We start from the raw sequence: 18,964 nt of genomic DNA on the forward strand, positions 1-18,964 counted from the left end.
TATGTTACGCCGTTAACTTCACCGGTTCTTTGAAGTTATCGGCGGGTTCCAGCGCCAGATTCAGCGAAGTCAGCAGTGCACGCAATTTTTCATGAAACTCGCGCAGGGTGTACTCCAGGCGTTCAATCACTTCGGTCTCTTTAATCGGCACGGCGGTCCAGTTACCTTCTTTGTCAAACAGGCCAAACTGGTAGCTGTAGGTAAAGCGTTTTTCCTGCGCTTCCAGTTCCATCCACCAGCCCCAGAATTCACGTTTCTCAGGCGCTGGCTTCACGTTGACGCAAACAGCCAGGCAATCGAAAAAAAAACGATTATCTTCGCACTGCCCTTCGCGTATATACGGGCCAAGCGCAGTGAATTTCTTGATCAATCTACTTTTCGGGTGTCCACTCGGTAACGTCATTGCGATCTCCTTTGGTGAAGCAACTGTTTTACCAAAACAATAAAATTTAGCAATCCATTAACACAATCTGTGATTGATCCAACCGGTAATTTCTTTCAGCGCAGTGTCAAAATTGCGATACACCGGATTAAACGGAATCTCCATCAGCTTACCGTCGGAAGATGACGAGGTGATGAGCCGGGACTCCTCTTCCGGGCTAAACGGATCGTTTTTCCAGAAGCCAGATAACATCGGCGTTGGGCAGCGTCTGCCGAGCAACCCCTGAACCTTCAGTGAATAACGATTTAGCTCAACGCGCAGCGCTTCATCTGACGCATCATGCATCCCCAGACGGCTTGCCAGCACGTCAAGATACATTTCCGGCACCGTCCCCTGACGCTGTGAATCGCTTAACAACGCATGGACCACCGGCCCCAGACAGGCTACCGCTTTCAGTCGCGGCGCTTCCAGGTAGGCCAGACGTACCGCAACGTTAGCGCCAAAACGAAAACCAAACGCCGCCACCCGGGTATGATCAACCCACGGCACCCCAGGCAGCGCTTTCAACACATGCTGATGCAGCAGACTGGAGTCCTGGGTGAGCTTCCATTTTGACGAGAATCCAACCGACGGCATGTCCAGCGTCAGCATCGCCATACCGCGCGGCGCGAAGTAACGTTCGAACAGGGTGTAATAGTCCGTTTGCATGGAATCCAGGCCGCCGCACATCAGTACGGTCGGGAACGGACCATCCCCTTTCGGCATATGCAAAAACGCAGTGACAGGCGCGCCGCCGGGGATCGAAAACGCCATTTCACGCAGCGAGCCCGGCAAGCGTTGCGCGGCCTCTTCGTACGCGCGGTTCGCCAGCGCCTGCGCCTGCTCCGCCAGCTCATCCCCTTTAAGATGCGGGTAAGCCGCAATGTTGTAGAGCGAGGAAGCGTGCAGCCAGTGGCGCCCGCTGCGCTGTGGGTCTGTTTCCTGGCAGGCTTTCTGCTGCCATTCCATCGCCTGTTTCGACCATTCAAAGATCCAGTTACCGCCACGGTAGCCAATCACCGTGTCGTACAGATCTTTGTCGGTTCGCTCGGCTTCGCTCATTACGATACGCGCCTGCACATCAAGGATTTCTCGCGGATCGATACCGCGCCAGATCCACATCAGACGGTTGATCATGCGATACCAGTGCGGCACGTTTTTACCATCCAGAGTGGACTGCACGGACGGCTGCGTTCCGTGATTGAAGCGCCGGACAAGCGTCGACGTTTCAGGATGTTTGAAGCGGGGTTTGAACAGGGTTTCGCTGAGGTTAGCCTGTGACATTCGTGCAGCCTCCAAGGGTACTTACTGAGGCCTATTGTAACGTGTGTGCGGCTAAAAAAAACAACGCCCGGCATTGCCAGGCGTTGAAAATTTCAGTGATTAGCGACCAGAGATTGGCGGGACGAATACCACGCCCATATCCCACGGCTGCTCAATCCAGGTGTCCTGCGGGATATCAATCACATAATCATCCACCAGCGGGCGGCCAGCCGGTTTAGCGAAGATAGTGACGAAATGAGCTTTAGGGTACATTTCGCGGATAGCAACAGCAGTACCGCCGGTATCGACCAGATCGTCGATCACGATGAAACCTTCACCATCGCCTTCCGCACGTTTCAGCACTTTCAGTTCGCGCTGGTTGTCGTGGTCGTAGCTGGAGATGCAAACGGTATCGACATGGCGAATACCCAACTCACGCGCCAGCAATGCGCCCGGTACCAGACCACCACGGCTGACGGCAATAATGCCTTTCCATTGTTCAGAAGGCATCAGGCGGCTTGCCAGTTTGCGTGCGTGAATCTGCAACATGTCCCAAGTGACGACGTATTTTTCGCTCATGTGAAGTGTCCCAGCCTGTTTATCTACGGCTTAAAAATTGAGGGTGAACCAGGTTGCGCGAGATTATAGAGACCTGACGCGCTAAAAACCAGTGTTTCGCGGAATCCAGCCCTCTTTTTACGTGCTTTATACTACCCGAAGACCAGGAAAGTGGTATTCTCAATCGCATCTCGCAAGCCCGACTTGTGGTGACAATCAATCTGCTAACCCTGTGGCCTGCAAGAAAGTTTTGCAGGACATCGTCAAGGAGACTTATCGTGTCTGAACTGTCTCAATTATCTCCACAACCGCTGTGGGATATTTTTGCAAAAATCTGTTCTATTCCTCACCCGTCCTACCATGAAGAGCAGCTCGCTGAACACATTATGGGCTGGGCCAAAGAGAAAGGTTTCCACGCTGAGCGCGATCGGGTCGGTAATATCCTGATTCGTAAACCTGCCACCGCAGGTATGGAAAACCGCAAGCCAGTGGTTTTGCAGGCGCACCTGGATATGGTTCCGCAGAAAAACAACGACACCGTACACGACTTCACCAAAGATCCGATCCAGCCTTATATTGACGGCGAGTGGGTAAAAGCCCGCGGCACCACGCTGGGCGCGGATAACGGCATTGGTATGGCTTCCGCGCTGGCCGTTCTGGCTGACGACAACGTCGCACACGGCCCGCTGGAAGTGCTGCTGACCATGACGGAAGAAGCCGGTATGGACGGCGCATTCGGCCTTCAGTCTGGCTGGCTACAGGCCGATATTCTGATCAATACCGACTCCGAAGAAGAAGGTGAGATCTACATGGGCTGTGCAGGCGGTATCGATTTTACCTCTAACCTGCCGCTGTCCCGTGAAGCCATTCCGGCGGGCTTCCAGAGCTTTAAACTGACGCTGAAAGGCCTGAAAGGCGGCCACTCCGGCGGCGAAATCCACGTCGGTCTCGGCAATGCCAACAAGCTGCTGGTGCGCTTCCTGGCGGATCATGCTGAAGAACTGGGTCTGCGTCTGGTTGATTTCAACGGCGGTACGCTGCGTAACGCTATCCCGCGTGAAGCCTTCGCCACCGTTGCCGTAGCGGCAGATAACGTCGATGCGCTGAAAACGCGGGTGAACGCTTATCAGGAGATCCTGAAAAACGAGCTGGCAGAGAAAGAGAAGAATCTGGTGGTTCTGCTGGAAGCAGCCGCTAACGACAAAGCGGCGCTGACTGCCCCGTCCCGCGACGGCTTTATCCGTCTGCTGAACGCCACGCCAAACGGCGTGATTCGCAATTCCGACGTAGCGAAAGGCGTGGTTGAGACGTCCCTGAACGTGGGCGTTGTGACCATGACCGACAACAACGTGGAAATCCACTGCCTGATCCGCTCGCTGATCGACAGCGGTAAAGACTACGTGGTGAGCATGCTGGATTCGCTGGGTAAACTGGCCGGCGCGAAAACCGAAGCAAAAGGCGGCTATCCGGGCTGGCAGCCAGATGCGAACTCGCCGGTAATGCACCTGGTGCGTGAAACTTACCAGCGTCTGTTCAATAAGACGCCGAACATCCAGATTATTCACGCGGGTCTGGAATGCGGTCTGTTCAAAAAACCGTACCCGGATATGGACATGGTCTCTATCGGGCCAACCATTACCGGCCCGCACTCTCCAGATGAGCAGGTTCATATCGAAAGCGTCGGTCACTACTGGCGGCTTCTGACTGAACTGCTGAAGTCTATTCCGGCGAAGTAAGTCGCTACGAAACATTGCCGGATGGCGCTGCGCTTATCCGGCCTACAACTAACCCGGCCTACACGCTGATTTGTAGGCCGGATAAGGCGTTTACGCCGCCATCCGGCAATACATCAAAGTCACAGCCCCAGCAGAAGCTGTCTTTCCAGTTGTGGGTCCAGTAGCGTAACGTGTAACCCTACCAGCCGCACGCCCCGCCCTCCCCGCCGCTCATTCCAGGTTTTACGCGCCGTCGTGATTAAATCGTCCTTGCTTAAACGCGGCCAGACGTGCTCCTGAGTGGTCAGCTGGAAATCGTTAAATTTTAATTTAACCCCCTGGCGGGCGATGAGCAGGTCAGGCTTCACTTTTGCCAGCCGCCTTTCCAGCTCTGGATATAACCGCTCAATGATCGCCTCGCATTCCGCCCATTCGTGAATATCCTCCGCCAGCGTACGTTCAACGCCTATCGATTTACGCAGTCTTTCATTGTTCACATCCCGCTCATCAATCCCCTGGCTACGCTCCCATAACACGCGGCCAAACTTACCAAAGCGCTTGAGTAACATCGCCAGATCGTACTTTTGCACATCTTCACAGGTACGCAGCCCCATCGTTTCCAGCCTGGCCGCAGACACTTTACCCACCCCCGGAATTTTCCCCAGCGGTAAGGTTTTGAGAAACTCAGGAACATCGGCGGGGGTAATCACATATTGCCCATTCGGTTTATTAAGATCAGAAGCAATTTTTGCCAGAAACTTAACCGGAGCAATACCTGCTGATGCGGTGAGCTGGAGTTCGTTAAAAATCGTCTGACGGATTTCCTGAGCGATAAGCGTGGCGGAGCCGTGGCAATAAGTGCTGTCGGTGACGTCCAGATAGGCTTCATCCAGCGAAAGCGGCTCTATACGCGAGGTATAACGAGAGAAGATTTCACGGATATGCTGCGACGCTTCTTTATACGCCTCAAACCGCCCCGGCAATAGCGTGAGGTGCGGGCAAAGCTTAAGCGCCATACCGGTCGGCATCGCGCTGCGCACGCCAAATTTGCGGGCGGGATAATTCGCCGTACTGATAACGCCCCTGCGCTCGCGGCTGCCGCCGATAGCAATGGGAATATCACGCAGGGCCGGGTTATCGCGCATTTCAACCGCCGCGTAAAAACAGTCCATATCAACATGTATGATTTTGCGCATGGCTCACCTCTGCAATACTGTTTAAGTATACAGTATATTTTGTATTGTGAGAAGCGAGTGGAAATTAAGCCGCGGCAGAATGCGCCGGGTTCTGACTGCCTTGACGGCTAAATTTCAGTATAAAGAGAAACTAAATTGTAAACGCATCGCCTGGGGCTTGCGAAAAACTGCCGTGGTGATAATGTGAGCGCACCAAATACGGATTAGTCTGATTTGGGGACTCTGTTTGCCGTTCTGGCGTGTGTAACCGTTTTATCAAGGAATAAGCAGTATGCGTAAAATCGCATTTTTTCTTGCGATGCTTCTGATCCCGTGCGTCTCATTTGCCGGTTTGCTAAGCAGTAGCAGCCCAACCACGCCAGTCAGTAAAGAATATAAGCAGCAGTTGATGGGGTCGCCTGTCTATATTCAGATCTTTAAAGAAGAGCGTACGCTCGATCTGTACGTCAAGATGGGTGAGCAATATCAATTGCTCGACAGCTACAAAATTTGCAACTATTCCGGTGGCTTAGGCCCCAAACAGCGCCAGGGTGACTTTAAAAGCCCGGAAGGTTTTTACAGCGTCCAGCGTAATCAGCTCAAACCGGACAGCCGTTTCTATAAGGCCATTAATATCGGTTTTCCGAACGCCTATGACCGCGCACACGGTTATGAAGGTAAGTATCTGATGATCCACGGCGCCTGCGTCTCCGTCGGTTGCTATGCCATGACCGACAGCGGCATTGATGAGATTTTCCAGTTTGTAACCGGCGCCCTGGTATTCGGGCAATCCAGCGTACAGGTGAGCATCTATCCCTTCCGCATGACCGATGCAAATATGCAGCGCCATAAGTATTCGTATTACAAAGATTTCTGGACGCAGCTAAAACCGGGCTACGACTACTTTGAGCAAACCCGTAAGCCACCAACGGTTTCCGTTGTTGATGGCCGTTACGTGGTCAGCAAACCGTTGAGCCATGAAGTGGTTCAGCCACAGCTGGCGTCAAACTATACGCTCCCCGAGACAAAATAATCGCCATTCGCCTGGCATAATCTTTTGCCAGGTTTCATTTCCCGTCAGCGGCTGCGTTGCAATCACGGTAACCACATCATTCGGTGTGGTTTGTGAACTGAAGTCGATTTCCACATCCTGGTCCAACAGCGTGGCAACGCCAAACGGCGCGCGGCGGGTGATCCAGAATAAATTGGTCGAGCAATAGGCCATAACATAGCGCCCGTCTGACAGCAGCATGTTGAAGACACCTTTCTTACGGAGTTCTTCTGCCAGCGTCGCAATATATTTAAATACCGCCATCATATTGCCCGGCGTGCGCGGATAACGCTGCGTCAGCTTATGCAGCAGCCAGCAGAACGCTTTTTCGCTGTCCGTCTCACCAACCGGGCGAAAATTACCGGTTTCAAGCGATTTGTAGCCGTTGAGCTGCCCGTTATGCGCATACGTCCAGTTACGCCCCCAAAGCTCACGGGTAAACGGATGCGTATTTTCCAGCACCACTTCCCCACGATTCGCCTGGCGAATATGGGCAACGACGGAACAGGATTTGATGGGATAGTCTTGCACCAGTCTGGCGATGGGCGAATTAAAACTGGGTTGCGGATCTTTAAACGTGCGACACCCTTTACCTTCATAAAACGTAATGCCCCAGCCGTCTTTGTGCGGCCCGGTTCCTCCACCACGCTGAACCAGCCCGGTGAAACTAAAGCAAATATCGGTTGGCACATTGGCGCTCATCCCGAGCAGTTCGCACATACATCACCTACCTTAAAACGCTGAACCGCCTGATGGCGCTGCGCTTATCAGGCCTGGACAAATCAAATGTAGGCCGGATAAGACGCTTTAACGTCATCATCCGGCAAAAACACAGTAAAGAATTATCCGCTTACTTAACCATCTCTTTTTCGATCAATTGGATCAGGATATGAATCACTTTGATATGGATTTCCTGAATACGATCAGCATAACCGAAATGCGGCACGCGAATTTCAATATCCGCCGTCCCTGCCATTTTACCGCCGTCTTTCCCGGTCAGGGTGATGACTTTCATTCCCTTCTCGCGTGCTGCGGCAATCGCTTTAATCACGTTACCAGAGTTGCCCGAAGTTGAGATCCCTAACAGCACATCCCCTTCACGGCCAACCGCTTCAACGTAGCGGGAGAAAACATAGTCGTAACCAAAATCATTACTGACACAGGAGATATGGCTGACGTCAGAAATAGCGATCGCCGGGTAGCCTGGACGGTTTTCGCGGTAGCGACCGGTCAGCTCTTCGGCAAAATGCATCGCGTCGCAATGAGAGCCGCCGTTACCGCAGGAAAGTACCTTGCCACCCGCTTTAAAACTGTCTGCCAGCAGGACCGCCGCGCGCTGAATAGCGTGAATATTGGCTTCATCTTTTAAAAAATTGGCCAGCGTTTCCGCCGCTTCGTTCAGTTCGTTACGAATAAGATCCTGGTACATGAGGATATCCTTCAGCATGAATGTAATTGACAGATGCAGTGTACCGGATAGCGCAGAAAGCGAGAAGCACAAGCCACAGGAATGCCGCTGGCTTTTGATTTTTTGTGCCGGTGAAAACGGCAACAATGTGAGCTTCGTTGTAATTATTTTGTAAACACATTGCTAAAAGAAATGACATCCACTACAACCATATCATCACAAGTGGTCAGACCTCCTACAAGCAAGGGAGCTTTTCGTTATGATGATTTTGAGTATTCTCGCAACGGTTGTTCTGCTCGGCGCGCTGTTTTATCACCGCGTGAGCTTATTCCTCAGCAGCCTGATTTTACTCGCATGGACAGCCGCGCTGGGCGTTGCTGGCCTGTGGTCTATCTGGGTGCTGGTTCCTCTGGCCATTATCCTCGTACCGTTTAACGTTACGCCGATGCGTAAGTCGATGATCTCTGCGCCAGCGTTTCGTAGCTTCCGTAAAGTGATGCCGCCGATGTCGCGCACGGAGAAAGAGGCCATTGATGCCGGTACAACATGGTGGGAAGGCGATCTCTTCCAGGGCAAACCTGACTGGAAAAAATTGCACAACTATCCGCAACCGCATCTGACTGCTGAAGAACAGGCGTTCCTGGATGGCCCGGTAGAAGAAGCCTGCCGTATGGCGAATGATTTCCAGATCACGCACGAATTAGCCGATCTGCCGCCGGAGCTGTGGGACTACCTGAAAGAGCATCGCTTCTTCGCGATGATCATCAAGAAAGAGTACGGCGGCCTGGAGTTTTCGGCGTATGCGCAGTCTCGCGTGCTGCAAAAACTCTCCGGCGTTTCCGGGATTCTGGCGATTACCGTGGGCGTGCCTAACTCATTAGGCCCAGGTGAACTGCTGCAACACTACGGTACTGAAGAGCAGAAAAACCATTACCTGCCGCGTCTGGCGCGTGGTCAGGAGATCCCTTGCTTCGCGCTGACCAGCCCGGAAGCGGGCTCCGATGCGGGCGCAATTCCTGATACCGGCGTCGTCTGCATGGGCGAATGGCAAGGCCAGCAGGTGCTGGGTATGCGCCTGACCTGGAACAAACGTTACATTACGCTGGCCCCTATCGCGACCGTGCTGGGCCTGGCCTTTAAACTCTCTGACCCGGAAAAACTGCTGGGTGGCGAAGAAGAATTGGGTATCACCTGTGCGCTGATCCCGACCTCAACGCCTGGCGTCGAAATTGGTCGCCGTCACTTCCCACTGAACGTACCGTTCCAGAACGGGCCTACGCACGGCAAAGATATCTTTGTGCCGATCGACTACATCATTGGCGGGCCGAAGATGGCAGGCCAGGGCTGGCGTATGCTGGTGGAATGCCTGTCGGTAGGCCGTGGTATCACGCTGCCGTCCAACTCGACCGGCGGGGTTAAATCCGTCGCTCTGGCAACCGGGGCATATGCCCATATTCGTCGCCAGTTCAAAATCTCTATCGGCAAGATGGAAGGTATTGAAGAGGCACTGGCGCGCATTGCCGGTAACGCCTACGTAATGGACGCCGCAGCGTCGCTGATTACCTACGGCATTATGCTGGGTGAAAAACCGGCGGTGCTATCAGCTATCGTCAAGTACCACTGTACCCATCGCGGCCAGCAGTCCATCATCGACGCGATGGACATTACCGGTGGTAAAGGCATTATGCTCGGCGAAAGCAACTTCCTGGCACGTTCTTACCAGGGGGCGCCTATTGCCATCACCGTTGAAGGTGCGAATATCCTGACCCGCAGCATGATGATCTTCGGTCAGGGGGCGATTCGCTGTCATCCGTATGTTCTGGAAGAGATGGCCGCCGCGCAAAGCAACGATGTGAATGCGTTCGACAATCTGCTGTTTAAACATATCGGCCATGTCGGTAGCAACAAAGTACGCAGCTTCTGGCTCGGTCTGACCCGCGGCCTGACCAGCTACACCCCGACCAGCGACGCAACGAAACGTTATTACCAGCACCTTAACCGACTGAGCGCCAACCTGGCCCTGCTGTCTGATGTCTCAATGGCGGTGTTGGGCGGTAGCCTGAAACGTCGTGAACGTATCTCCGCACGCCTGGGCGATATTTTAAGCCAGCTGTATCTGGCCTCCGCCGTGCTGAAACGCTATGACGATGAAGGCCGTAACGAAGCCGATCTGCCGCTGGTGCACTGGGGCGTACAGGATGCATTGTATCAGGCGGAGCAAGCGATGGATGAACTGCTGCAAAACTTCCCGAACCGTTTTGTTGCGGGTCTGCTGAACGTGGTGATCTTCCCAACCGGTCGTCACTACCTTGCCCCTTCCGACAAGCTGGATCATAAGGTCGCGCAGATTCTACAAGTACCGAGCGCAACCCGTTCACGTATCGGTCGCGGTCAATACCTGACGCCGAGCGAGCATAACCCGGTCGGCTTGCTGGAAGAAGCGCTGCTGGACGTAATAGTGGCAGATCCTATCCACCAGCGGATCTGCAAAGAGTTGGGTAAAAATCTGCCGTTTACCCGTCTGGATGAACTGGCGCATAACGCGCTGGCAAAAGGGCTGATTGATAACGATGAAGCCGCCATTCTGGTGAAAGCGGAAGAAAGCCGTCTGCGCAGCATTAACGTTGATGATTTTGATGCCGACGCGCTGGCGACTCAGCCGGTAAAGTTGCCAGAGAAGCAAGTGCGTAAAGTCGAAGCCGCTTAATCCTCACCGCCCCTGAAAGCCCCGCTTCTGCGGGGCTTTTTATTGCCACATTTTCGTTGATACTCATGCTACAGTGTAAAAATGCTGTTCAACGAGGAGCCCCGATCGTGCCTGGTTTGAAAATTACCCTGTTGCAACAACCGCTGGTCTGGATGGACGGTCCGGCCAATTTACGTCATTTTGACAGACTGTTGGAAACCATCACCGGACGTGACGTCATTGTTTTACCTGAAATGTTTACCACCGGTTTTGCAATGGAAGCCGCACTTCAGTCACTCCCGCAAGAAGATGCGATCGACTGGATGCTGGCCAAAGCACAACAGACTGATGCCCTGATTGCGGGCAGCGCTGCGTTGCAAACCGAACGTGGCCCGGTAAACCGTTTTTTACTGGTTGAACCTGACGGCAACGTTCGTTGCTATGATAAACACCATCTGTTCCGCATGGCGGATGAACATCATCATTACCAGGCGGGCGATAAACGTGTTGTCGTTGAATGGCGCGGCTGGCGTATTCTGCCGTTAGTGTGTTATGACCTGCGTTTTCCGGTATGGTCCCGCAATCTTAATGATTATGACCTGGCGCTGTATGTAGCAAACTGGCCTGCTCCACGTTCGCTACACTGGCAGGCGCTGCTCACCGCACGCGCGATTGAAAACCAGGCCTATGTAGCAGGCTGCAACCGTGTTGGCACTGACGGCAACGGGCACCATTACCGTGGGGACAGTCGGGTGATTAACCCGCAAGGAGAGATTATCGCCACCGCCGAACCACATCAGGCGACACGTATTGATGCAGACCTGTCGCTCACGGCGTTACGGGAATACCGCGAGAAATTTCCGGCATGGCAGGACGCCGACCCGTTCACGTTACGCTGATGATTGTTCATCCTTCTTTGCAACGATTCTGGCATTTCTACAGAGAAGGATAATTTTTGTTGAAGGCTAAAACGACGAAAGCCTGAATCATTTCTGATTCAGGCTTTCTGTATAGTGGCGGAACGGACGGGACTCGAACCCGCGACCCCCTGCGTGACAGGCAGGTATTCTAACCAACTGAACTACCGCTCCGCGTTGTGTTCCTCTTGGGAACGAAGCGCATATTACGGATTGCCTCGCACCTCGTCAACGGTTTTTCTCACGTTTTGAATCGTTTGCTGTAAAAATCACCCGGACGGCTATTTTTACGTCGTAAAACCCCGAATTACGCCCGCCAGAGGCAACTTCCGCCTTTCTTCTGCACCAGGTCGAGACGCGACTCATGCGCCATCAGCTCTTCATCAGTCGCTAAAACAACGCGTAACTTGCTGGCCTGGCGGACAATACGCTGGATTGTCGCTTCACCCTGCTGTTGCTGCGTTTCCCCTTCCATTGAGAAGGCCATCGACGTTTGCCCGCCGGTCATCGCCAGATAGACATCGGCCAGAATCTGGGCATCGAGCAATGCGCCGTGCAGCGTACGTTTGCTGTTATCTATCTCATAGCGTGAACAAAGCGCATCAAGGCTGTTACGCTTGCCGGGGAACATCCTCCTCGCCAGCGCCAGGCTATCGGTGATTTTGCAGAACTCGCTTGTTTTCGGAATACCACGACTGAGCTTGGCGAACTCATAATCCATAAAGCCGATATCAAACGATGCGTTATGGATCACCAGTTCCGCGCCACGGATATACTCCAGGAAGTCGTCAACCACATCGGCAAAAACGGGTTTATCAAGCAGAAATTCATCCGCAATACCGTGTACGCCGAACGCTTCCGGGTCCACCAGTCGGTCCGGTTTTAGATAGACGTGGAAGTTATTGCCGGTAAGACGGCGGTTTACGACCTCGACCGCACCGATCTCAATGATCTTATGGCCTTCGTAGTGGGCGCCGATCTGGTTCATACCGGTGGTTTCGGTATCGAGGACGATCTGTCGTGTAATTGCAGTGCTCATAGCGGTCATTTATGTCAGACTTGTCGTTTTACGATCGATTTCAATTACAGGAAGTCTACCAGAGATGCTTAAACAGGTAGAAATTTTCACCGATGGTTCTTGCCTGGGAAATCCAGGTCCAGGTGGTTATGGCGCTATTTTACGCTATCGCGGCCATGAAAAAACCTTTAGCGAAGGATATAGCCTCACAACTAACAATCGCATGGAGCTTATGGCGGCCATCGTCGCGCTGGAAGCGTTAAAAGAACATTGTGAAGTCACATTAAGCACGGACAGCCAGTATGTCCGTCAGGGAATTACGCAATGGATCCACAACTGGAAAAAGCGCGGCTGGAAAACAGCAGAGAAAAAGCCGGTAAAGAATGTCGATCTCTGGAAGCGCCTTGATGCCGCGCTGGGCCAACATCAAATCAAATGGGAATGGGTAAAAGGCCATGCCGGCCATCCTGAAAACGAACGTTGCGATGAGCTGGCGCGTGCGGCAGCGATGAACCCTACGCAGGAAGACGTTGGCTATCAGGCAGAGGCTTAAGCGTCTGGCTTACGGTATTGCCGGGTCGCGCCCACGGCCTGGCGAATCCGCGCTTTGCTTTTATTTTGTTTCATCGGGTTAAGCGTAAGCGGGATGGTTCGCTTACGCGCCACAATCAGTTGCAGGCAGCCCAGCGCCGGAATATGCGTGCTCAGCAGCTTTCCCCCTTGCTTTGACCAGGGTAAAACATGAAAACGGCTGTAGTGCAGCACTTCAAAATTCAATAACGAGAGCCAGTCCAGTTGGCGCATCAGCGTAAACATCCGGCTGTTATAAGGTGAAGATTTACGCAAGACGGGCACCAGCTTACGTAGGCCCATCAGGCTAATCGGGTTAAAACCACTCAAAACCAGCCAGCCATCATCAATTAACACCCGGTCGGCCTCACGCAGTAACCGATGTGGGTCGACGCACCACGGTAGCGTATGCGCCAACAGACAAACATCAACAGACTTATCGGCAAAGGGAAGATGTAAGGGATCGGCCTGAACCTGGACGGGCGCGCCTTGCAGGGAAATATTGACTTGATGAGAAACGGCGCACGCTTCAGAGTTGATTTCTGCGCTTAAATTACCAATTTTAAGCAAATGAAAACCATACATTTTGGCGAACCACGGGTTAAGCTGATGCTCCAGCGCCTCACGATAGTATTCACCCCAGGGCAAATCGCCCCAGCGATGGGGAGCTATGACTGTTTGAGGGATCCTTGCCGGTTTCATCACAACCTTCCGCTACGCACTAAGAGGTAATTTATGAATCTTAACAGTATTCCCGCATTTCAGGACAATTACATCTGGGTTCTGAGTAATAATGAAGGACGTTGTCTGATCGTTGATCCTGGCGAAGCGGCTCCCGTGCTAAACGCCATCAAAGAGAAGAACTGGCAGCCGGAAGCGATTTTCCTCACTCACCATCACCACGACCATGTTGGCGGCGTGAAAGAACTTCTTCAACATTTTCCGCACGTAGTGGTTTACGGACCGGCAGAAACACAAGATAAGGGAACCACGCACGTAGTCAAAGATGGCGATAGCGCCCTCGTTTTAGGGCATGAATTTAGTATATTTGCCACACCGGGTCACACTTTAGGACATATCTGTTACTTTAGTCATCCTTACCTTTTCTGCGGCGACACCCTTTTCTCTGGAGGCTGTGGACGCCTGTTTGAAGGTACAGCCTCACAGATGTATCAATCACTTAAAAAAATCAGCGCCCTTCCTGACGATACGCTGATTTGTTGCGCACATGAGTATACTTTAGCAAACATGAAGTTTGCATTGAGCATCCTACCGCACGATTCGTTCATAAATGAATATTATCGTAAAGTTAATGAGTTACGCGCAAAAAACCAAATTACACTCCCCGTAATTCTGAAAAATGAGCGGAAAAATAATATTTTTTTGAGAACGGAAGATCCTGATTTAATTAATGAAATAAACAAAGAAACAAAGTTGCAACAACCTGAAGAGCGTTTTGCCTGGTTAAGGTCAAAGAAAGACAGCTTCTGACAATTCCTACTTGTCATTGGCGAACTTCGCCGTTATGATCGGTCGTCTTTTAAGCAACTATTGACACACACATGAAGGCAAAAGCGATATTACTCGCCTCTGTCCTGCTTGTGGGGTGCCAGTCGTCTCAGAACACTGGCAACGTCCAACAGCACGCACAGAGCCTTTCTGCAGCTGGTCAAGGGGAAGCAGGAAAGTTTACGAGTCAGGCACGATGGATGGACGATGGGACGTCTCTCGCGCCGGATCAAGACTTGTGGGCTTTCATTGGCGACGAGCTAAAGATGGGAATTCCGGAGAACAACCGGATACGCGAACAGAAACAGAAGTATTTACGCAATAAGAGCTATCTCCACGATGTAACTTTACGGGCAGAGCCGTATATGTACTGGATAGCCGGGCAGGTTAAGAAACGTAACATGCCGATGGAACTGGTACTACTACCCATAGTGGAGAGCGCTTTTGACCCACACGCAACGTCTGGCGCCAATGCCGCAGGCATCTGGCAGATCATTCCGAGCACAGGGCGCAATTATGGTTTGAAACAGACCCGCAATTATGATGCGCGTCGTGACGTTGTGGCTTCCACAACGGCCGCGTTAGACATGATGCAGCGTCTGAATAAGATGTTTGATGGCGACTGGCTGTTGACCGTTGCAGCTTATAATAGCGGCGAAGGTCGCGTGATGAAGGCAATCAAAGCGAATAAGGCGCGTGGCAAAGCCACCGACTTCTGGTCGCTTTCGTTACCTCAGGAAACGAAGCTGTACGTGCCAAAAATGCTGGCATTGAGCGATATTCTCAAAAACAGCAAACGCTATGGCGTGCGTCTGCCAACCACAGACGAAAGTCGTGCGCTGGCGCGCGTTCGTTTGAGCAGCCCGGTTGAGATGGCGCAGGTTGCAGATATGGCGGGCATGTCCGTCACCAAGCTGAAAGCGTTTAATGCTGGCGTGAAAGGCTCTACGCTAGGTGTTAGCGGCCCACAGTACGTGATGGTGCCAAAGAAGCATGCAGAACAACTGCGTGAGTCTCTGGCTTCAGGCGAAATTGCTGCCGTACAGTCTACGCTGGTCGCAGACAATACGCCGCTGAACAGCCGTAGCTACAAAGTTCGCTCTGGCGATACGCTTTCCGGCATCGCGGCACGCCTTGGCGTGAGCACGAAAGATTTGCAGCAGTGGAATAGTCTGCGCGGATCTAACCTGAAAGTGGGCCAAAGTCTGACGATTGGCGCTGGCAGTAGCGCACAGCGTCTGGCCAACAACAGCGATAGCATTACCTATCGTGTGCGGAAAGGTGATTCGCTTTCGAGTATCGCCAAACGTCACGGGGTGAACATCAAAGATGTGATGCGCTGGAACAGCGATACAGCAAATCTGCAACCAGGCGATCAGCTAACGTTGTTTGTGAAGAACAGCAGCACACCTGACTCCTGATAGCATGACTCAGAAAAGGCACTGGTTTCCCCCCAGTGCCTTTTTTATTTATGCCGCTTTATGCGCCTCAACCATAATCGTATCGCTGGTAAACGAACCGTCCTCCTGCAAAGCGAAATACGCTTTTACCTCCGCGGATGCGCTCTCCTGATACAAACGAATAGCCTCAACCAGCGCCGCAGGCGTACGCATTCTCGCTACCCATGAACTGAACTCCAGCGGTAAGCGGTCCGTTAACAACGTATCGACAATCAGATTCGCATCATTCACCAGGGACAGCCACTCACCGCTGGAGTAGTTACGTACATGAGAAGTGTCGCGTAACGCTTCTACAGTCTGTAACCAGATATCGCGCACCGGATGCCCAGGCGACATCACATCCATCATAATCAACACGCCACCCGCTTTCAGAACCCGGTTGGCTTCACGCAGTGCCTGCCCAACATCATGCCAGTGATGTGCAGAATAGCGGCTAATCACAACATCAAAGGCGTGATCCTCAAACGGCAGATTTTCAGCATACCCCTGTCGGGTCGCGATATTTTCTAAACCTTTCTCTTTCGCCGCCTGTACGACGACCTCAAGCATCTGCGAAGACAAATCGTAAGCCACCACCTGCTTTACGTTCTGCGCAGCAATAAAACTGGCGTGCCCGGCGCCACATCCCATATCCAGTACGCTGGCATGCGGAAAAGAGGACAGCCGTTCCGCCAGTCGCTGTAAGTCACGACCAGAAGCATGAACGGTGCTGGTTAAATAGGCATTTGCCTGAGAGCCAAACTGCTTTTCGACGTTGTCATGGTGGGAGTGTGTTGTCATCGTGTTGTCCTTTGGTTGTTTGCAAAATAAAGGGCAGCACCACTTCAGGCCTGCCCCACGGCAGACCTGACACACCTTATTGCTCAGGTTTGCCGGGACTGAATTCAACGAGTAGCGGGTTATGATCGGACGCGCGCGTGACCAGTACGGAAGCCTCGCTAACGTTCAAACCTCGATAAAACACAAAATCAAGAGGACGGCCAAACGCCCGTCGGCGCTGATCGTCAGTAAAACGCACCTGGCGCAGGGACATCTCGCGCGCAAAGCGATACAGCGCGTTCATTCGTGGTCGGCTCCAGGCATTAAAATCACCGGCCATAATCACCGGGCCGCTGTGATGCGCAATTTGATCGCCAATAGGAAGTAACTGCTTACTATACACATCCACCCCAAGACTGAAGTTAACGGCGTGAATGTTTACCACCATCAACAATCGCGTATCAGGCAAAGGATATACGGTCACCAGCGCTGACTTCGCCAGACGTAAGATGGGCTCACGTTCGCGCAGCGGGCAGCAGTAGACGGGATGAGCAGCAGAAAGCGTCATAACACCCGAAGGATGCTGAGGTAACACAAAAGCGGGAACCTGATCGGCTGCAAGATAGTTAGCGGTCGCAAACTGCACCAGTTCGGGCGTGGTTTGCGCTTCCTGTAATAAAACCAGGTGCGCATCTTTGCCAAAGTTTTTCAGCACCGATAACCATTCGGCCCGCTGCTGTTTAAAGATATTCCACACCAGAATCCGAATGCGGTCTTCACTGCTTAACGGCACTCCGGCGGGTAATGCCTGGCCAATACTCGCAAACGACCCAGGCGGTAAAATCCGCTCGGCGGGTTGTCCGGCAATATAGCGCATGGCATAAGTATTTTTTCGCACGTTTGACTTTAAAACCTCTGTAACGTCAACCAGCCCGGGCACGGACTGGTTATTCTGTTATAGGGATTTTAGCTCACACTTTCAACGAGCAGTTACATATTGTTTTGTAAGCAAGCGCTTACCTCCGTAAATTTAACCAGGAACAGCGCGAACTGGCCTATCCAACCGATCACGGGTTAACGCCGTCAGAACAGGCGCTCCGGCCACCACACCTCACGCGCAGATTGAAACCAACAGCCCAGGATGTTTTAATGAAAAAATAGCCAAAATATCAATGTAATTTTGCTTCAGGTGCAAAAATGAAAGCTACATCAGAAGAACTCGTGATATTTGTTGCCGTAGTCGAAAGCGGTAGCTTTAGCCGCGCTGCGGAGCAACTTGGACAGGCGAATTCTGCGGTCAGCCGGGCAGTCAAAAAGCTGGAAATGAAACTGGGCGTGAGTCTGCTTAATCGCACAACACGCCAGTTGAGTCTGACGGAAGAAGGCGAACGTTACTTTCGTCGCGTGCAGTCGATACTACAAGACATGGCCGCCGCTGAAACGGAGGTGATGGAAACGCGAAGCACTCCACGCGGCCTGTTGCGTATCGACGCCGCCACGCCGGTGATACTGCACTTTCTGATGCCGCTGGTTAAGCCTTTTCGCGAGCGTTATCCAGAAATGACGCTATCACTGGTTTCCTCAGAAACATTCATCAATCTGATTGAACGAAAGGTCGATGTCGCCATACGTGCCGGGACGCTGACCGATTCAAGCCTGCGCGCCCGCCCGCTCTTTACCAGTTATCGAAAGATTATCGCGTCGCCGGATTATATTGCCCGCTTTGGCAAACCCGAAACCATTGAAGAGTTAAAACAGCATCTATGTCTCGGATTCACTGAACCGGCTTCGCTCAATACATGGCCTGTAGCATGTAGCGACGGGCAACTCCATGAAATCAGCAGCGGTCTGTCGTCAAATAGCGGTGAGACGCTCAAGCAGCTTTGTCTGAGTGGTAACGGGATCGCCTGCCTGTCTGACTATATGATTGATAAAGAAATCGCGCGGGGAGAGCTTGTGGAGCTGATGGCCGATAAGCGCCTACCGGTAGAGATGCCTTTCAGTGCCGTTTATTACAGCGATCGTGCGGTCAGTACCCGCATTCGGGCATTCATCGATTTTCTCAGTGATCATGTAAAAAAGCCCCCGAAGGAGCTGTAAAAGAGGGTTAAGGGTACAGAGTGAGGGTTAGCCGATCAGTCCCACTCTGGCGCCAGACCTTCCGGGCTGACAAGGCGATCGTTGCAATCCAGTGCGGCAATCGCCTTTTTTGCCCAATCCACGACCTTGCGATTTTGCAGATACGGAGACAGTTCAATCTGGTTATTTTTATGCGGAAAAAGATCGTAGAACGCAGAGGATTTTTGCGAAATAAGCAATAATGGAACAGCAGGCAAGAAAAAAGCCCTGAGCGTTAGCTCAGGGCTCTTAATAAGTGGCGGAACGGACGGGACTCGAACCCGCGACCCCCTGCGTGACAGGCAGGTATTCTAACCAACTGAACTACCGCTCCAC

General features: G+C 52.5%; 17 protein-coding genes, 2 tRNA genes and 3 pseudogenes. 9 read left to right on the forward strand and 13 right to left on the reverse strand.

Going from position 1 to position 18,964, the window contains the following annotated elements:
• Window positions 1-4 precede the first annotated feature (4 nt).
• The 3 genes from crl to gpt all read right to left on the reverse strand — a co-directional run bounded on the left by crl (window position 5) and on the right by gpt (window position 2,263).
• Window positions 5-403 carry a sigma factor-binding protein Crl gene (gene crl, locus OGV82_RS02620; protein WP_012133774.1) on the reverse strand — a complete coding sequence of 133 codons (399 nt, stop codon included), beginning with the start codon at window positions 401-403 and terminating at the stop codon, window positions 5-7.
• 57 nt (window positions 404-460) lie between these two features.
• A complete protein-coding gene (gene frsA, locus OGV82_RS02625; protein WP_101743953.1) occupies window positions 461-1,705 on the reverse strand; it encodes an esterase FrsA in 1,245 nt (414 codons plus the stop codon).
• Window positions 1,706-1,804: 99 nt separating this feature from the next.
• The gene (gene gpt, locus OGV82_RS02630; protein ID WP_006685917.1) at window positions 1,805-2,263 is read right to left on the reverse strand and encodes a xanthine phosphoribosyltransferase; all 459 of its coding nucleotides are present in this window, start codon (window positions 2,261-2,263) and stop codon (window positions 1,805-1,807) included.
• A 257-nt stretch (window positions 2,264-2,520) separates the two neighbouring features.
• Between gpt and pepD the strand changes: the two genes are divergently transcribed.
• Window positions 2,521-3,978, forward strand: a complete 1,458-nt coding sequence (gene pepD / locus OGV82_RS02635; protein WP_101743954.1) for a cytosol nonspecific dipeptidase — start codon at window positions 2,521-2,523, stop codon at window positions 3,976-3,978.
• 8 nt (window positions 3,979-3,986) lie between these two features.
• Window positions 3,987-4,142: pseudogene (locus OGV82_RS22925) on the forward strand (hypothetical protein); the annotation flags it as partial.
• Here OGV82_RS22925 and dinB read toward each other — a convergent pair.
• Entirely contained in the window at window positions 4,098-5,153 is a 1,056-nt protein-coding gene (dinB, locus tag OGV82_RS02640; RefSeq protein WP_012133777.1) for a DNA polymerase IV, read from the reverse strand. The pseudogene OGV82_RS22925 and the gene dinB overlap by 45 nt on opposite strands.
• Before the next feature lie 271 nt (window positions 5,154-5,424).
• Between dinB and dpaA the strand changes: the two genes are divergently transcribed.
• Entirely contained in the window at window positions 5,425-6,165 is a 741-nt protein-coding gene (gene dpaA, locus OGV82_RS02645) for a peptidoglycan meso-diaminopimelic acid protein amidase (RefSeq protein WP_012133778.1), read from the forward strand.
• Here dpaA and OGV82_RS02650 read toward each other — a convergent pair.
• The gene (locus tag OGV82_RS02650) at window positions 6,136-6,903 is read right to left on the reverse strand and encodes a class II glutamine amidotransferase (protein WP_101743955.1); all 768 of its coding nucleotides are present in this window, start codon (window positions 6,901-6,903) and stop codon (window positions 6,136-6,138) included. The two genes, dpaA and OGV82_RS02650, sit on opposite strands and share 30 nt — an antisense overlap.
• Window positions 6,904-7,033: 130 nt before the next feature.
• Window positions 7,034-7,612, reverse strand: a complete 579-nt coding sequence (gene lpcA, locus OGV82_RS02655; RefSeq protein WP_024130646.1) for a D-sedoheptulose 7-phosphate isomerase — start codon at window positions 7,610-7,612, stop codon at window positions 7,034-7,036.
• 238 nt (window positions 7,613-7,850) lie between these two features.
• Between lpcA and fadE the strand changes: the two genes are divergently transcribed.
• Both fadE and OGV82_RS02665 read left to right on the forward strand, forming a co-directional pair.
• The gene (gene fadE / locus OGV82_RS02660; protein ID WP_101743956.1) at window positions 7,851-10,298 is read left to right on the forward strand and encodes an acyl-CoA dehydrogenase FadE; all 2,448 of its coding nucleotides are present in this window, start codon (window positions 7,851-7,853) and stop codon (window positions 10,296-10,298) included.
• Window positions 10,299-10,405: 107 nt separating this feature from the next.
• The gene (locus OGV82_RS02665; RefSeq protein WP_101743957.1) at window positions 10,406-11,176 is read left to right on the forward strand and encodes an amidohydrolase; all 771 of its coding nucleotides are present in this window, start codon (window positions 10,406-10,408) and stop codon (window positions 11,174-11,176) included.
• A 115-nt stretch (window positions 11,177-11,291) separates the two neighbouring features.
• On the opposite strand, the gene OGV82_RS02670 is transcribed toward OGV82_RS02665, so the two are convergent.
• Both OGV82_RS02670 and dnaQ read right to left on the reverse strand, forming a co-directional pair.
• Window positions 11,292-11,368 (reverse strand) — tRNA-Asp (locus OGV82_RS02670).
• 133 nt (window positions 11,369-11,501) lie between these two features.
• Window positions 11,502-12,233 (reverse strand): DNA polymerase III subunit epsilon, encoded by a 732-nt coding sequence (gene dnaQ, locus OGV82_RS02675; RefSeq protein ID WP_024130648.1) that lies wholly within the window; start codon window positions 12,231-12,233, stop codon window positions 11,502-11,504.
• 64 nt (window positions 12,234-12,297) lie between these two features.
• On the opposite strand from dnaQ, the gene rnhA reads away from it, so the two are divergent.
• Window positions 12,298-12,765, forward strand: coding sequence for a ribonuclease HI (rnhA, locus tag OGV82_RS02680; RefSeq protein WP_012133784.1), 468 nt, complete (start codon window positions 12,298-12,300; stop codon window positions 12,763-12,765).
• Here the strand turns inward: rnhA and OGV82_RS02685 are convergent.
• Window positions 12,762-13,484, reverse strand: a complete 723-nt coding sequence (locus tag OGV82_RS02685) for a class I SAM-dependent methyltransferase (RefSeq protein ID WP_012133785.1) — start codon at window positions 13,482-13,484, stop codon at window positions 12,762-12,764. The genes rnhA and OGV82_RS02685 overlap by 4 nt on opposite strands.
• A 33-nt stretch (window positions 13,485-13,517) precedes the next feature.
• On the opposite strand from OGV82_RS02685, the gene gloB reads away from it, so the two are divergent.
• Both gloB and mltD read left to right on the forward strand, forming a co-directional pair.
• Window positions 13,518-14,273 carry a hydroxyacylglutathione hydrolase gene (gloB, locus tag OGV82_RS02690; protein WP_047458770.1) on the forward strand — a complete coding sequence of 252 codons (756 nt, stop codon included), beginning with the start codon at window positions 13,518-13,520 and terminating at the stop codon, window positions 14,271-14,273.
• Window positions 14,274-14,344: 71 nt separating this feature from the next.
• A complete protein-coding gene (mltD, locus tag OGV82_RS02695) occupies window positions 14,345-15,712 on the forward strand; it encodes a murein transglycosylase D (protein ID WP_047458772.1) in 1,368 nt (455 codons plus the stop codon).
• Window positions 15,713-15,760: 48 nt separating this feature from the next.
• Here the strand turns inward: mltD and OGV82_RS02700 are convergent, their stop codons facing one another.
• Together OGV82_RS02700 and OGV82_RS02705 are read right to left on the reverse strand one after the other, a co-directional pair.
• Entirely contained in the window at window positions 15,761-16,531 is a 771-nt protein-coding gene (locus tag OGV82_RS02700) for a class I SAM-dependent methyltransferase (protein ID WP_047458775.1), read from the reverse strand.
• A 76-nt stretch (window positions 16,532-16,607) separates the two neighbouring features.
• A complete protein-coding gene (locus OGV82_RS02705; RefSeq protein ID WP_024130650.1) occupies window positions 16,608-17,408 on the reverse strand; it encodes an endonuclease/exonuclease/phosphatase family protein in 801 nt (266 codons plus the stop codon).
• Window positions 17,409-17,707: 299 nt separating this feature from the next.
• Between OGV82_RS02705 and yafC the strand changes: the two are divergent.
• Window positions 17,708-18,621 (forward strand): annotated as a pseudogene (yafC, locus tag OGV82_RS02710) (DNA-binding transcriptional regulator YafC).
• Between the two features lie 24 nt (window positions 18,622-18,645).
• On the opposite strand, the pseudogene OGV82_RS02715 reads toward yafC, so the two are convergent.
• Both OGV82_RS02715 and OGV82_RS02720 read right to left on the reverse strand, forming a co-directional pair.
• Window positions 18,646-18,723: pseudogene (locus OGV82_RS02715) on the reverse strand (hypothetical protein); the annotation flags it as partial.
• Between the two features lie 162 nt (window positions 18,724-18,885).
• Window positions 18,886-18,962, reverse strand: a tRNA-Asp gene (locus OGV82_RS02720).
• Between the last annotated feature and the right edge of the window lie 2 nt (window positions 18,963-18,964).

The organism is Citrobacter sp. CK191 (assembly GCF_030333435.1).
Classification (GTDB): domain Bacteria; phylum Pseudomonadota; class Gammaproteobacteria; order Enterobacterales; family Enterobacteriaceae; genus Citrobacter_B; species Citrobacter_B koseri.